Here is a 16,171-nt window from a genome sequence, read left to right on the forward strand (position 1 = left end):
TTATTGATTATAAGATCGTGAGGCAAGGGAACGGAATGCCTCAGCCAGTTCCTGCTTTTCCTTTTCTAAATCTTGATTAGGAGGCTTAAGTTGTTCCTTTCGTTCTGTTTGCTCATTTTCCTTCTGTTTTTTAAACCAATCTGGAAGAACTTCTTTACTTTTTCTCATTTCCCGTTGATTTCCCCAAGATTGATACAGTTTATTTTCGGATTTCGCTAAATCCATCGCTTCCTTAACCGTGTTTACATTTTTTCTTCCCCAATGGGAAGCAATTTTCTCAACGTAATTTTTCGTTAGTTTCATATTCGTTTTTTGTAAGACATAATGGACGAGTACGTTCATGACACCTTGAGAAAGTCCATGCTGGAACATAATATTTGTCAGCATTTTCACTTCTTGGTCAGAAGCATGTCCCGTTTTAGAATAATCTTCAAGGATTTCACGATGTGTAATGGATTCGAAGTGTTGAATTAGTTTTTCCTCTTTCGTACGAGGTGTAGTCGTATTTTCGATTTCTTGTTTTTGTTTCGGATCTTTATGAATTAATTGAGGGATAGGTTTCGCAAAATGGTTTGCATAATAATCTTTACAAGCATCATGTAACTCATCCTTCAATAGCTCTAAATTTTCATTTACGGACCAAAGAATTGCTTTCTCTAAATGAAGGAGATCAACATGATATATTTTCACTAAGCTTGCAATAAATCGCTTATTATCAACCGTTAAAACCTTTTCCATCGGAATTCCATTTTTACGTAACGTATTTTCCAGCCAGTCGAAATCAACATCGTATGAATCCTTACTAACGTTCGATTGGCTATCCACCGCATGGGAATTACTGCTATGATGTTGAACATGTACAGTTGTGAAAATTTCTTCAAAAGATTTTGTTTTATTTAGCGCATGCTCCGGCATGCTTTTTTCCGGCATAAAGACTTGTTTAAGGCGGCGTACTTGTTGATTCCCTATATGATGTTCTAACAGGATAGATAACATCGGATCCTCAAAAAATTCAACTGTTGAAAATGGAGGTATTAATACATAATAGTATTGACGAATGTTTCCATCGCTCATAAAAGAATTCAAGAGGCCAATCGCTTCTAAATGAAGACGGGCCTCATACAATTGGTCAAGATCCATATTTAACATACTCATTAATGTGTGGTGTGTTATTGGATCCTGCTTTGCAATTTGTAAACGAACATCATTAAGCAACGTCATGTATAAGGATATCGCCTTCATCCCTACTAAAGGTTGATATAAATGAGTCAAAGCCTGTAAGTAGTCTTCTTTTAACGGCTTTTTTAACTGAACAGTATATCCGTCGTTCGGAAGCAAATGCTTAATCCGTTCGTTCATATGGCTCAGACTCCTTTTTTAATCTTTTTTTATTAAGTCTTCCAGTTCTTTTAAAAAGACGGAAATATCCTTGAATTGGCGGTAAACCGAGGCAAATCGGACATATGCAACCTCATCTATATGGGCAAGTCGATCCATCACCATTTCCCCAATCTCCTTACTAAGAATTTCCGAATTCCCTTGATTTCTTAACTCTTTCTCTATATCAATGGCTATATTTTCAATTTGCTCTAAAGCAACAGGGCGTTTTTCACATGCTCGAATGAGCCCACGAATGAGTTTTTCTCTACTAAATTCTTCCCGTGTTCCTTCTTTTTTTACAATAATTAACGGAACTTCTTCTATCCGTTCAAATGTCGTAAAGCGAAATTGACAAGATTCACATTCTCTACGTCGTCGAATCGCTTTCCCCTCTTCGATTGGTCGTGAATCTAGCACTTTAGTACTTTTATAATGGCAATGAGGGCACCTCATTAACTATCCCACCTAAAAAAACAATTTTATATAACGAATCATTCCATAATAAAGACGAAATCTGACAAAAAACGAACTTTTTCATATAGATATATTATATCAAATAACTTCATCATCGTTCCATACATTCAAATAAAAAAGGGATATACAAATTGGATGTATATCCCTTCTTCATTACATTGCATTAAATTGCTTGACTTCCACAGGCCCTTTTCCTCTTGGTACTTCCACTTTTTCAACCGTACCAGCTTCCAACGACTCCGCTATATATTGTGCGGCCACATTTGGATCAATACGATCTCCGCAAGTGTACACATCTATGCTTGCATAACCATGTTCAGGAAAACTGTGAATCGTTAAATGTGATTCTGAAATGATTACGACACCACTCACTCCGACAGGCGCAAACTTATGAAATGCAACTTCCCTTACTTCAGCTCCAGCTCGTAACGCTGCATCCACAAATATTTTTTCAATGAGGTTCATGTCGTTTAGTTTATCAGCATTGCAATCCCATAATTCAGCAATCACATGCCTTCCCATTGTATCCATTGCAATGTCCCCCTTCACAACAAAATATATACTTCTTACTGACCGATAATGCACTACTACGGGGGAAAGTTAGTCCAGAGAGGTCCTAACCCTTTAAGCAGCCATCTTTTTCTACAGTATCAGAAGTTCCAAAAGAAAGTATATATCCTTGCTTTTCTTTTTGCAACAATAAAAGTTCTTTTTGGGAAACATGTATGCTTATCATGTGCAAAATCATCTAGATTATGTGGAAAGCTGAGCTTCCTTTTTTCTTACCTTACTGCCAACAAACTTTGTTAGATCAATAACTCGACAGGAATATCCCCATTCATTATCGTACCATGCAAGTACTTTTAATTTTCGCTTATCCATTACCATTGTGGATAAACCGTCAATTATTGAGGAATACTCTGTAGTAGTATAATCAATTGACACAAGTGGTTCATCACTAAATTTCAGAATGCCCTTTAAATTATTTTTTGCTTCATAGCTAAACATTTCATTCACTTCTTCTGCTGTTATGTCCCGGTCTACATCTACAACTAAATCAACAAGAGAAACATTTGGTGTCGGTACACGTAATGCCATTCCATGTAATTTCCCTTTCATATGGGGCAATACTTCTCCTAGTGCCTTCGCTGCACCTGTTGACGTTGGAATGATTGATTGTGTACATCCTCTTGCACGGCGTAAATCTTTATGTGGATTATCTAAGTTTTTTTGGTCGTTCGTAAACGCATGAACAGTCGTCATCAATCCATTCTCAATACCGAAATGTTTATCAATCACTTTGACGACTGGAGCTAAACAATTTGTCGTACAGGACGCATTCGAAATGACATCATGCTCATTAGGGATATACGAATCCTCATTTACACCCATCACAACCGTTGCATCTACCTGCTTACCTGGTGCAGTAATAATAACTTTAGTAGCACCAGCTTTTAAATGGGCTGAAGCTTCTTCTTTAGAACGAAATTTTCCGGTAGCTTCAATCACAACATCTATGTTCAACTCATTCCAAGGTAATTGTTTCGGATCTCGATTGGATACTAATCGCACCAATTTCCCATTCACCTTAATTCCGCTTTCACATGGCTCAACGTCCCCATGGAAATGTCCATGAACACTGTCATATTTAATTAAATGAACCAACGTTTCAGGGGGATAACTTGCGTTAACGGCAATAACGTCTAGTGCTTCATCCGTGATTGCTTTGCGAAATACCATTCTCCCAATTCGTCCAAAGCCGTTAATGGCGATACGTGTTTTCTCCATTTTTCTTCCTCCCATCCAATATGTCACACTAATGTTATATCTTCTAATAATAGTATAACACATTAAAAAAGAATTGGTGAATAAAAAACGCATACTACGTATTTGTAGTATGCTATAATATGTTCCACCTTTTTAAAATATTGATGAATTGTTCATAACTTTGTTCGACTGTTCCATTATTATCAATGACCGCATCTGCCATGTCTTTCTTTTCTTTTACAGGTATTTGGGACTTTATTTTTTCTAATGCATGTTCCTTATTAATTTGATCCCTTTCCATGAGGCGCTTTAGCTGAGTCTCTTCATCTACGTAGACAACGAGGACTTTTTCCACGTAATGAGTTAACTTACTTTCAAACAACAACGGGATGTCTAACACAACGGCCTTTTCGTTCTCCTTTATATAATGATCCCTTAACTGAAGCATCTTTTTTCTTACTTCAGGATGAACAATAGCGTTTAATGTTTTTCGTTTTTCTTCAGATGAAAAAACCACTTTTCCTAATTTCGGCCGGTCAATTGTACCATCTTCAAGTAAAATTTGTTGACCAAAGGCTTGCACAATTTGTTCATATGCCTTTTCCCCAGGCTCCACTACTTCCCTAGAAATAATGTCTGCATCAATTACTGGAATATTTACTTGTTTAAACATATTCGAAACTGTACTCTTGCCACTCGCTATACTTCCGGTTAATCCAATTATTACCGTCAATGCTACGTCATCCTTTCTAGGTTAATTTCATAAATCCGATAAAAATCAAAATTATGCCTGGGAAAAAAGCAACTTTATCGACCCAGCTCCATTTTGAAAAAAACTTACCAAATAGCGTTCCAAACCAAAGAAATATACTTGCCATTGTAGCTGTCGTAAAAGCTGTTAACATCGGATGAAAACCGAAGATGGCCGCTCCTACTCCTGCCCCAAACGCATCCAGGGAAAGGGCTGCACCTAATAAAAACGCTTCTGCCCCTTTTATATCACCAGAACGATCCACGTCAGCAGAATTCGGGTCACGTAAAATTTGAATGATAATTCCTAGTGATTTAATTTCCCACTTCACGATAACAGGTTCCCTTTTTCTTCTGTCTTGTTCGCCTCGAACTACTTGGTATATGACCCACGCTCCTATTATGACAAACAATACGCCGCCAATTATATCGGCAATATGCGGGGTAAAGAATGTTGCTAACTTTTCCCCCATAACCATTGCAGTTAAAAATACAAGTGCTGTTACAACACCTATATATATTATCGATTTTAAGGGAATTCGAACTTTGCGGAGACCAAATGTAAAGCCTGCTGTAAAACTGTCTAAGCTAATGGCGAAACTTAGTAATAACAACATCAAATACTCGACCATTTAGTAGCCCCCTCCTAAACACATCTAGATTATTATATGGAGGGGGCTTTTTTCCTGTGCTTATACCTAGATGATTATTTTATAGGTTGACATTGTTCACAATAATGTGTTCCACGCCCGCCTACTTTCATCTTATGAATAACGGAATGACAAACTTTACAATATTCATCTTTTCTACCGTATACATATAACTGTAATTGGAATAATCCAATATCTCCATGGCTATTCACATAGGAACGTATCGTTGTTCCTCCTGCTTTAATTGCATCGGATAATGTGTTAATAATAGCCGTCCGTAACGTTTCACACTGTTCGTAACGCAGTTGATTTCCTGCTACTAAAGGATGGATTCCACTACGAAATAATGCTTCGTCAACATAAATGTTTCCTAATCCTGTAACAACCGACTGATCTAATAGGACATTTTTGATTACCCTTGTTGTGTTTTGACATTTTCCATATAAATAGTCCGATGTAAAACTTTCATCGAAAGGTTCCGGACCTAGCTTATGTAAGGGTGGATGAAGCAGTTCCTCCCCTTTTGGATAAAGGTGAAACGTCCCGAACTTTCGCACATCTTTATATCTCAGCTCTGATCCGTCCTGGAATCGAAACACGACATGGGTATGTTGATCAACAACACCCCCATGGTCATATAATCCGTATTTCCCTTCCATTCTTAAGTGTGAAATTAATACATCGTCATCCAAATAAAACAATAAAAACTTTCCTCTTCTTCCGATGTCCCGGATTGTTTGTCCTTTTAACCTTAAGGCAAACGTCTCCTGATCATCAGGATGCTTGACCATTTTCGGCCAATAGAAATCTGTTTCCTTTATGGTTTTACCAACCACAAGTTGCTGCAATGTACGTCTAACCGTTTCTACTTCTGGTAATTCCGGCATTGTTGTCGCTCCTTACTTCGCATCATACCAAGTATCACCGTATGAATAATCTACTTGTAATGGTACTTGTAAATCAACAGCATGTTCCATGACTTCGGACACTACTTTTTGTAATTGTTCAATCTCATGTTTCGGTGCTTCAATGATTAGTTCATCATGTACTTGTAATAACATTTTCGCCTCAAAATGCTCTTCTTTTAATCGTCTCGCTAAATCAATCATCGCTTTTTTAATAATATCAGCGGCACTGCCTTGGATAGGTGTATTCATCGCCGTTCGTTCAGCGAAGCTTCTTCGATTAAAGTTCCGACTCGTAATCTCAGGTAAGTATCTTCTTCGATTCATGATTGTCGTAACATAACCTGTTTGTTTCGCCTGTTGAACGACGTTATCCATATATTGTTTAACACCTGGAAAGCTTTCGAAATATTTATCGATAAACATTTGGGCTTCTTTACGTGATATACCTAAGCTTTGACTTAACCCGTAATCACTAATGCCATAAACAATCCCGAAGTTAACAGCCTTCGCTTGACGACGCATATCAGACGTTACATCTGACTCCTCAACATTAAACACATCCATAGCAGTTTTTGTATGTATGTCCATGTTGTTACGGAAAGCAGATATTAATTTTTCGTCACCAGCAATATGTGCTAACACTCGGAGCTCAATTTGTGAATAATCTCCGGCAAAGATGACCCAATCTTTATGGGTCGGTATGAAGGCTTGGCGAATCTTTCTTCCTTCCTCTAACCGAATTGGAATGTTTTGTAGGTTAGGGTCAGTTGAACTAAGGCGTCCTGTTTGTGTTAATGCTTGATTAAACATTGTGTGAATACGATTATCCTTTTGGTCGACAACCTTTAATAACCCTTCAATATACGTTGACTGGAGTTTGCCTAATTGTCGATATAGTAAGATATTAGCTACGATCTCATGTTTATCTTTTAATTGCTCTAACACATCAGCAGATGTAGAATATCCTGTCTTTGTCTTCTTAATAACCGGCAAATGTAATTTTTCAAATAAAATTTCACCTAGTTGTTTTGGGGAGTTAATATTAAACGACTGTCCAGCTAGCGCAAAAATGTCTGTTTCAATTTTAGCTAACCGTTCCTTTAATTCTTCACCCATTTTTGATAAACGATCCACATCTAATTGAACACCGTAATGTTCCATCTCCCCTAATATAACAGCAAGGGGTAATTCCAATTCTTCATATAACGATAATTGTTCATTTTGTTGTAGCTGTTCCATCATCGGCTCTCTTAACCGTTTTAATTTATCTGCTTTACGAAGTACGTGTTGAGATAAGACATCAAGTTCTGGTACTTTTTGCTTTACACCTTTCCCGTATACTTCCTCATCAAAGGCTATATCCTGTTCATTCATTCTGTGACTTATAGATGGAATATCATGATTATTTTCAGAAGGATTGATTAAGTACGAAGCTAATAAAAGGTCAAATGTAATACCTCTCAATTTAATTCCGTACCTTTGCAACGCAACGGTAGTTTTTTTTGCATCAAATACATACTTTTCTTTTGTCTCATCTTCCGCCCATGTTTTAAATTGATTTGAATTTACGGCATCCTTTGCTTTTATAAAGTAATTTCCTTTTTCATTAGCAATTCCAAACCCTAATACTTCCCCATAATGGTAATTTTCGGCTAACATTTCTAACACGAAACCATCTTTTCCAGTAAACATATCTTCCGTCACATCTTTGACTACCGTTACTTCAATATCTTCTATTTCTTCTGTGACAGTTTCCTCACTACCTGTAATTCGGGACATTAAAGATTGAAAACCTAAATCTTTAAACAACTCAAGGACTTTCCGTTGGTCATATCCGTTATATGTAATATCTTCTACCTTTACAGTAATTGGTGATTGTCGTTCAATCGTAACGAGCTGTTTACTCATAAATGCTTCATCTTTATGATTTTCTAATTTTTCCTTTAATTTCTTTCCACTTACTTCATCTAAATTGGTATAAAGATTTTCTAGCGTACCAAATTGTGTTAGCAACTTAACAGCCGTTTTTTCACCAACACCAGGTACACCTGGTATATTGTCAGAGTTATCCCCCATTAACGCTTTCATGTCAATAACTTGTTCTGGTTTAATACCATACTTTTCCTCTAAATGCTGGGGATTATATGTTTCTACCGTAGTAATACCTTTTTTCGTTAATGTTACGTCAACCTTATCATCAACGAGTTGAAGTAAATCTTTATCACCAGATATTACTTTTACATCCATCTGTTCCTTTTTTCCAAATCGACTCATCGTTCCAATAATATCATCTGCTTCATACTGTTCTAATTCGTAATGCGGAACTTGAAACGCAGATAATAATTCTTTTACAAGCGGGAATTGTTCCGATAGTTCTGGTGGCGTTTTTTGTCTGCCACCTTTATATTCCTTATATGTGTCGTGACGAAAGGTTGTCTTCCCTGCATCAAACGCAACTAACAAGTGTGATGGTTTTTCTTCCTCTAAAATTTTTAACAACATTGTTGTAAATCCATAAACCGCGTTTGTATAGACCCCTTTATCATTATTTAGTAACGGTAAAGCAAAAAATGCCCGATATAAAATACTGTTTCCATCTATTAATACCATTTTGCCGTTCGACATAAAATGCACCCCTTTATTTCCCAGGTAATAAAAATACAGACGTTCTCCTTCTATTTTAGCATTTTCGCCATAGAAGGAAAAACGTCTGTCGTTGTTATTCGAAATAACCTAACAATATTTTTGCATATGGAGAGTCGTGTGGAATGACAATAGTTGTTTTTCCATCAATTGTTTTCTCATATGATTGCAATGTTCGATATAAACGATAAAAATCCGCATCTTTTTCAAACGATTCATTATAAATCTGGGCAGCTTCCTGCTCACCCTCTGATCGTATTTCGGCTGCCTCCGCTTCTGCCGTTGAAATCATTTCAGTCACTTGTCGATCAGTTTGGGCAATGATTCTGTTTTTCTCAGCATCCCCTTTTGACAAGTATTCCTGCGCTTTTGAGTCCCGCTCGGAAATCATTCTTTGGTATACGGATTTCTCGTTGTCATCTGGTAAATCCGTCCGTTTAATTCGAACGTCACTCACTTGAGCACCATAATTATTTAATTCAAGCAACTCATTTACCGTATCGGTCACTCTTTCGTTTAAGCTAGTTCGGGAAGTTGCCTCATCATTGATAATTTGTTCATATTCCATGCTTCCTAATTCTGCACGAATAATAGAGAAGATAAATTCTCCCATACGAGCTTCAGCATTAGCGACCGTTTTCGCATTATTTATTAATTGGGTCGGATCTGTAATATACCAAACTGCATAATTATCTATAATAATACGCTTTTTATCTAATGTGTTAATTTCCTGCTGATCCATATCATAGACCATTTTTTTATTTGGCATCACCGTTACGCTTTGAATAAATGGAGCTTTCATATATAAACCTGGGTCCTTTTCAATACGTACAACTTCACCAAATTGTCTAACGACCTTATATTCGCCTTGTTTGACAATAAAGAGGCTGCCTAACAGAATGACTAACAGCAATATTAGAGCTAAAATGGTTATTCCTAACTTTACATACTTTTTAAATTCTACTGGATTTTTCGTCTTCATTTCAAAAATATTATCACTCATTGTTACTGGCCACCCCCTTGTTGTCTCGGTTGGTTCTGGTTAAGAGGAAAATATTTCACAGTATCTCCATCTTCACTCATCATATAAATTTGCGCATTAGGTAATACACGTTCTAACGTTTCAATGTAAAGGCGTTCTCTTGTAAGGGATGGTGATTTTTCATACTCTTCATATATTGCATTAAAATTCGCCACATCACCTTTCGCCTTTTGAATACGCGCTACCTTATCACCTTCGGCCCGGGAGATAATAGCATCTTTCTCTCCTAATGCCTCTTCTAATTTTTGGTTTTCATACTTTCTCGCTTCGTTAATTTTCGTGTTCATCATTTCACGGGCATCTGTCACATTTGTAAATGCTTTTCGGACTTCTTCATTAGGTAAATCTACTTCTTGCAATTTCACATCGACGACTGAAATCCCGATGTCATACGTTTGAATTAAATTTGTTAACGAGTTTCGTACGTCATTTTCAATGACTGCTTTCCCTGATGTTAAAGCGTCATCAATTTTCGATGAACCAATGATTCCACGAAGGGAGGCTGATGTAGCGTTCATCAAAACATGCTCTGGATCCGTAGAATTATATAAGTATTTTTCGGGCTCTGTAATTCTCCATTGGACGACTAAATCAGCCATAACAATGTTTTCGTCACCTGTAATCATTTTAATGACAGCATCATCTTCCCCATCAGGATTATAGCCAAAATCTAAACTAAATGTTTCTTCTGGTAAAATTTCTACCTCTTGAATAGGCCATGGTAATTTAAAATGCAATCCAGATTGGGTAATAGTATCTTTTGGGTCCCCAAATGTAATAACGACTGCTTGTTCAGATTCATCCACGGTATACCAGCTTGTAGCTGCCGTTACCCCTAATAAAAGTAGGATAACTGTTAAACCCGACCATATATAAATTTGTTTTAAGTTCATGCTCTCGTATTTCCCCCTCTTTTCTTTCTATTACAGTACCTTAACGATAACACAATCTAGTACATTACAAAATAAAAAAAATACGGAAGCGAATAGATCACTCCCGTACAATAGAATCCAAACCTTGGATGAAAGGTTTTACATGTAACATGTTACCAAACATAACCATTTATTTCGTTAACGCAATATTAAGCTTTTGTAAATTTTTTCTCAAAACGAATAATAAAAGTCGTGCCTTCATCCACTTTACTTTCTACTTCAATTTCCCCGTCATGTGCTTCAACGATATGCTTAACAATTGCTAAGCCTAGTCCAGTTCCACCTGAGTTTCTACTTCGTGCTTTATCGACCCGATAAAAACGCTCAAATATTCTAGGAATGTCTTCGCTCGGTATACCAATTCCCGTATCCTTCACACTAATTTCTATATTGTTATCCAGTTGTTGGACATTAATATACACTTTTCCATACTTAGGCGTGTATTGTATAGCATTTGAAATGATATTTAATAACAGCTGTTTTATTCTTGGGGCATCTCCCATAAAAGTTGCATCTTTATCAAGATTTGTCTCTAGTGATACTTGCTTTTCTTGATAAATATGTTCAACTAACTGCAAAATATCCTCTACTAGTCTTGCTGGTCGTACTTCTTCTTTTATTAAATGAAACTCATCTTTTTCTAATTTTGATAACTCTAGTAAATCGTGAATGAGCAATTGAAGCCTTCTGCTTTCTTTGTAAATAATTGACAGAAATTGTTCTAACGTATTCGGGTCTTTATGAGCACCTTCAAGTAATGTTTCAGCAAACCCTTTTATAGAAGTAATTGGTGTTTTCAGTTCATGAGATACATTGGCGACAAAATCTTTACGCATTTCCTCTAACCGTTTCATGTCGGTTACGTCATGAAAGGCTAGAACCACACCTTTCCATACCTTTGAATCATTTTGAATTGGAGAAGCAAACACTTTAAAATATTTTCGTTCAATTCCCATCGGAATGACAACGGTTTTTACAATTCGGTCTTCCGTCATGAAGACGTCTCGAACAATTTCATGGATTTGTTCGTTTGTGACAGCTTCATAGTACAAAAAACCGACATAGGAGTCTGCTTTCCCTTTAAAATGTTCTAAAAATGTTCGATTCACCAAATGGATATACCCCTTGCCGTCTACCAGCATAAGACCACTATCTGTATTATCAACAACAGCTTGGAGGCGATCATTTTGTACTTCATTTTGAATCGACATTTCCATTAAATTTCGGGCTAATGAATTAATGGTAACGGATAACTCTCCAACCTCACCGTAATTCATTTCATACATTCGTGCATTGTAATTACCGTTAGCTAATTTCATTAATACATGTGAAGCATTTCGTACCGGTTTCACGTAGTTTTTTACGATATTGTAAATGATTAAAAAGATAACAAGGATTGCAACTAGTAATGTTGCACCAACCAATATCCATATGTTTTTTGTAATACTTCCGATTGTACTTACAGGAATTAGAAAGATAAACCGGCCATCATTAAGTTCGGTTGTAAAAGGGTAATAGTAAACTCCGTTCTTTAACGTTCCCCTTGCATCTCCAGTATTTGTTGTCATTTCCGTTTTAACAAAATGTATGATGTCTTCTTTTTCATTACTCGTAACATGTAACACATTGTCAATTGTATGTAGTGGGACATTGTTATGCTCATCTACGTAAATAAGCCCCAGTTCAAACTGTTGGCTCACTGCCCCTAGATCATATAATGACTCAAGGGATAATTCTTCCTCCTCTAGTTCCGACAAGAGATAGGAACCTTCAGTCCTTATCCGTTCGTCAACTGCGTCAATCACGTATTTTTGTGTGATTTGTACAAAGATAATTCCGATCATAATACTAATAGCAACAATGAGAAAAGAATAAAGTATAAAAGTTCGGGTCGTTTGTTGTTTCATTACTCCTTTGGATCCTCCATTTTATATCCTAATCCGCGGATCGTCTTAATGTATACTGGTTTCTTCGTATTAGGTTCAATTTTTTCTCGAAGATGACTTACATGTACATCTACTATTCTTGTGTCACCTACAAAATCATAATTCCAAACGGCACTCAACAATTGATCTCTAGATAATACTTTTCCTTTATGACGTGCTAAATACAACAGTAGCTCAAACTCTTTTGGGGTGAACTCTAATAATTCATCCTCATAGTAAGCTTCGTATTTTTCAGGATAAATCGTTAAATGACCAATTCTCTTCAATTCCTCTGACTCCTCATTAGAAGCCATTTTTGTTTGTGAACGGCGTAATATTGCTTTTATTCGAGCTACTACTTCCCTTGGACTAAATGGTTTTGTTAAGTAATCATCAGCTCCTAATTCCAAGCCAAGAATTTTATCAAATTCGTCGTCCTTAGCCGTTAACATTAAAATTGGTGTACTATTTTTTTGTTGACGAAGCTTTTTACAAACTTCCATTCCGTCTAATTTAGGTAACATTAAATCAAGTATAATTAAATCAAATGATTGCTGCTCGGCTATTGAGAGGGCCTCTTCTCCGTCAAATGCTACTTCTGTTTCATAGCCGGCTTGTTCAACATTATATTTTAATAAAGTAACAATCGATTCTTCATCATCCACAATTAAAATGCGATTCAACAACGTAATTCCCCCTTTATATTTTCTTCATCATACAATGAACAAACGATTATAAAAAGAAGATTTTAGAAAAATTTACACGACCTTAACATATGACAAAAGCAAAAGAAAAAACCCTTTTCTGAGAAAAGGGTCCCCTATGAGTATTTTTTTAGTAGAAATTTTCTAAAGATTTTCCCAACATGGATTCTGGTTCATGAGGAGGACAAACGTCTAGTTCCCCATTGAATACTGTATGATCCTCATCATCAATACCTGTCACAGATACAGTAATACAATGATTATCCTTGTCAATATGTGTTACCTTAATATGAACAGTAATGGTGGCATAATGATAAACTGGTTTAGGATAATTAAATTGTTGGCGCACAATATGACTACCAGGTCCCGGCAATTCCATCGAAATGGCGGACGATACAAGTCCGTATAACATAACAGAAGGGACGACAGGTTTTTTAAAAGGAGTTTGTGAGGCGTAATCGTGTTGAATGTATAACGGGTTAGCATCATTAGTCAAGGCTAAATACAGTAACAAATCTTTATCTTCAATCTTTCTTTTTACTTCATACTCATCGCCAACTTGTATTTGTTGGATTTTTCGCCCAATCTTTCGCTTTTTTCCTATCATAAAAACACCTCTTTTTATGAAAGCGTTTTCTTTAGCGGTGTAAGAAAAGGATTCAGGGGATTCCCCGAACCCTTATATCTTATTTTAAAATAGATAATACACTTTTAACGGATTCGACTGACTTATTAAGAGCATTTCGCTCCTCATCTGTTAAATCTAACTCAATGACCTTTTCTAAACCGTTACCGCCAAGGATAGTTGGTACGCCTAAATATAAATCGTCGTAACCATATTCTCCTTCTAAATATGCAATTGCAGGTAATACACGGCGTTGGTCTTTTAATATGGCTTCTACCATCTCCGTTAATGAGGCAGCTGGTGCATAATAAGCACTGCCGTTACCTAGAAGGTTCACTATCTCACCGCCACCTTTACGTGTACGTTCGACAATCGCATCCAAACGGTCTTGTGGGATTAACTTCTCTAATGGAATCCCTCCGGCATATGAGTAGCGGATAAGTGGTACCATATCATCTCCATGACCACCTAAAACGAAACCTGTTACATCTTTAACGGACAGATTTAATTCTTGTGCAACGAAAGTACGGAAACGAGCTGTATCTAAAACACCAGACTGTCCAATAACTCGATTTTTCGGGAACCCTGATTCTTTGAATACTGTATAAGTCATTGCGTCAACTGGATTTGTTAATACAATGATGTAACTGTTAGGGGAATATTTGACGATTTCCTGTGTCACACTTTTCATAATTTTGGCGTTAGTATTTACAAGATCATCGCGACTCATTCCAGGTTTTCTTGCAATACCCGCAGTAATTACAACAATATCAGAATCCTTCGTATCCTCATAATTGGATGTGCCTGTAATATTAGCGTCAAAACCTTGTACTGGACTTGCCTCGAGCATATCTAATGCTTTCCCTTTTGTAGGGTTTTCCATGTCAGGAATATCAACAAGTACAACGTCAGCTAACTCTTTTTGTGCAACCATTAATGCGGTTGTAGCTCCAGTAAAACCAGCGCCAATTACCGACACTTTTCTTCTTTTAATGGTCATGTATATCCTCCTTGATTATTCCATGTTTTTAATTAACTCATCACCAAATTGGGAACACTTCACCTCTGTAGCGTTATCCATTAGTCGAGCGAAATCATATGTTACTACTTTGCTTGCAATCGTTTTTTCCATTGATTTAATGACAAGGTTTGCTGCTTCTCTCCATCCAAGATGTTCTAGCATCAGGACTCCGGAAAGAATAACTGAAGATGGATTCACCTTATCTAATCCTGCATATTTAGGTGCTGTTCCATGTGTTGCTTCGAAAATAGCATGGCCTGATTCAAAGTTAATGTTAGCACCTGGTGCAATACCGATTCCACCAACTTGTGCTGCCAATGCATCAGAAATATAATCACCATTCAAGTTCATTGTAGCCACAACATCGAATTCTTTTGGACGAGTTAAAATTTGTTGCAAGAAGATGTCAGCAATTGCATCCTTCACAATAATTTTACCTGCTTTTTCTGCCTCATCTTGGGCCTGATTTGCGGCGTCTTTTCCTTTTTCCTCAACGATACGGTCATACTCAGCCCATGTAAAGACTTTGTCACCATATTCTTCTTCAGCAACTTCATAACCCCAAGCTTTAAATGCACCTTCTGTGTATTTCATAATGTTCCCTTTATGAACTAGGGTAACGCTTTTGCGCCCTTCATTTAAAGCATAGTCTATTGCAGAACGAACTAAACGTTTTGTCCCTTCTTCAGATACAGGTTTAATTCCGATTCCCGATGTTTCTGGAAAACGAATTTTATGTACACCCATTTCGTTTTGTAAAAATTCAATAACCTTCTTCACTTCAGGTGTTCCTTTTTGCCATTCGATCCCAGCATAAATATCTTCTGTATTTTCACGGAAAATAACCATATCCGTATCTTCCGGACGTTTTAATGGTGATGGTACACCGTCAAAATAACGAACTGGACGTAAACATGTAAATAAGTCTAGTTCTTGTCTTAAAGCTACATTTAATGAACGAATCCCTCCACCAATTGGTGTTGTTAAAGGTCCTTTGATTGCAATCTTATATTCACGAATAACATCAAGTGTTTCCGATGGTAACCACTCACCTGTTTTGTTATATGCTTTTTCTCCAGCATATACTTCTTTCCACTCAATTTCTTTTTCGCCTTTATAAGCTTTTTCAACTGCAGCATCTAAAACACGAGAGGCAGCTGCCCAAATATCTGGACCAATTCCATCCCCTTCAATGTACGGAACAACTGGTTTGTTAGGTACATTCATTTTTCCATTTTCCACCGTGATTTTTTCAGCTTGTGTCATAAAAACCCCTCCTCATAATTTTTCAATAACTATTTCTATATCTTCATCATAAGATATGAAAAGCGAATAAGACAAAAAAACCGG

15 protein-coding genes are annotated in these 16,171 nt (G+C 36.8%); all 15 read right to left on the reverse strand.

Annotated elements, in window-relative coordinates:
* Complete coding sequence (locus tag NLW78_RS09555; protein ID WP_254496818.1) at positions 1-1,359, reverse strand: replication initiation and membrane attachment family protein; 1,359 nt, start codon at positions 1,357-1,359, stop codon at positions 1-3.
* 18 nt (positions 1,360-1,377) lie between these two features.
* Positions 1,378-1,833, reverse strand: a complete 456-nt coding sequence (gene nrdR, locus NLW78_RS09560) for a transcriptional regulator NrdR (RefSeq protein WP_254496819.1) — start codon at positions 1,831-1,833, stop codon at positions 1,378-1,380.
* A gap of 174 nt (positions 1,834-2,007) precedes the next feature.
* Complete coding sequence (gene speD / locus NLW78_RS09565; protein ID WP_254496820.1) at positions 2,008-2,385, reverse strand: adenosylmethionine decarboxylase; 378 nt, start codon at positions 2,383-2,385, stop codon at positions 2,008-2,010.
* Between the two features lie 222 nt (positions 2,386-2,607).
* Positions 2,608-3,642 (reverse strand): glyceraldehyde-3-phosphate dehydrogenase, encoded by a 1,035-nt coding sequence (locus NLW78_RS09570; RefSeq protein ID WP_254496821.1) that lies wholly within the window; start codon positions 3,640-3,642, stop codon positions 2,608-2,610.
* 112 nt (positions 3,643-3,754) lie between these two features.
* Positions 3,755-4,354, reverse strand: coding sequence for a dephospho-CoA kinase (gene coaE / locus NLW78_RS09575; protein WP_254496822.1), 600 nt, complete (start codon positions 4,352-4,354; stop codon positions 3,755-3,757).
* Between the two features lie 16 nt (positions 4,355-4,370).
* A complete protein-coding gene (gene ytaF, locus NLW78_RS09580; RefSeq protein ID WP_254496823.1) occupies positions 4,371-5,003 on the reverse strand; it encodes a sporulation membrane protein YtaF in 633 nt (210 codons plus the stop codon).
* A gap of 74 nt (positions 5,004-5,077) precedes the next feature.
* Entirely contained in the window at positions 5,078-5,908 is an 831-nt protein-coding gene (gene mutM / locus NLW78_RS09585) for a DNA-formamidopyrimidine glycosylase (RefSeq protein ID WP_254496824.1), read from the reverse strand.
* A 12-nt stretch (positions 5,909-5,920) separates the two neighbouring features.
* Complete coding sequence (gene polA / locus NLW78_RS09590) at positions 5,921-8,554, reverse strand: DNA polymerase I (protein WP_254496825.1); 2,634 nt, start codon at positions 8,552-8,554, stop codon at positions 5,921-5,923.
* 94 nt (positions 8,555-8,648) lie between these two features.
* Complete coding sequence (hflC, locus tag NLW78_RS09595) at positions 8,649-9,575, reverse strand: protease modulator HflC (protein WP_254496826.1); 927 nt, start codon at positions 9,573-9,575, stop codon at positions 8,649-8,651.
* A 2-nt stretch (positions 9,576-9,577) separates the two neighbouring features.
* Positions 9,578-10,507, reverse strand: coding sequence for an FtsH protease activity modulator HflK (gene hflK / locus NLW78_RS09600; protein WP_254496827.1), 930 nt, complete (start codon positions 10,505-10,507; stop codon positions 9,578-9,580).
* A 188-nt stretch (positions 10,508-10,695) separates the two neighbouring features.
* On the reverse strand, positions 10,696-12,453 hold the full coding sequence (gene pnpS, locus NLW78_RS09605) for a two-component system histidine kinase PnpS (protein WP_254496828.1): 1,758 nt from the start codon (positions 12,451-12,453) through the stop codon (positions 10,696-10,698).
* Positions 12,453-13,157: a response regulator transcription factor gene (locus NLW78_RS09610; RefSeq protein ID WP_254496829.1), complete on the reverse strand. Its 705-nt coding sequence runs from the start codon at positions 13,155-13,157 to the stop codon at positions 12,453-12,455. Before NLW78_RS09610 ends, pnpS begins: the two co-directional genes overlap by 1 nt.
* A 148-nt stretch (positions 13,158-13,305) precedes the next feature.
* Positions 13,306-13,782, reverse strand: a complete 477-nt coding sequence (locus tag NLW78_RS09615) for a MaoC/PaaZ C-terminal domain-containing protein (RefSeq protein WP_254496830.1) — start codon at positions 13,780-13,782, stop codon at positions 13,306-13,308.
* Between the two features lie 79 nt (positions 13,783-13,861).
* Positions 13,862-14,800: a malate dehydrogenase gene (mdh, locus tag NLW78_RS09620; RefSeq protein ID WP_254496831.1), complete on the reverse strand. Its 939-nt coding sequence runs from the start codon at positions 14,798-14,800 to the stop codon at positions 13,862-13,864.
* Positions 14,801-14,815: 15 nt separating this feature from the next.
* Positions 14,816-16,087, reverse strand: coding sequence for an NADP-dependent isocitrate dehydrogenase (gene icd, locus NLW78_RS09625; RefSeq protein ID WP_254496832.1), 1,272 nt, complete (start codon positions 16,085-16,087; stop codon positions 14,816-14,818).
* Between the last annotated feature and the right edge of the window lie 84 nt (positions 16,088-16,171).

The sequence above is a fragment of the Salirhabdus salicampi genome (assembly GCF_024259515.1).
Taxonomy (GTDB): Bacteria; Bacillota; Bacilli; order Bacillales; family Alkalibacillaceae; genus Salirhabdus_A; species Salirhabdus_A salicampi.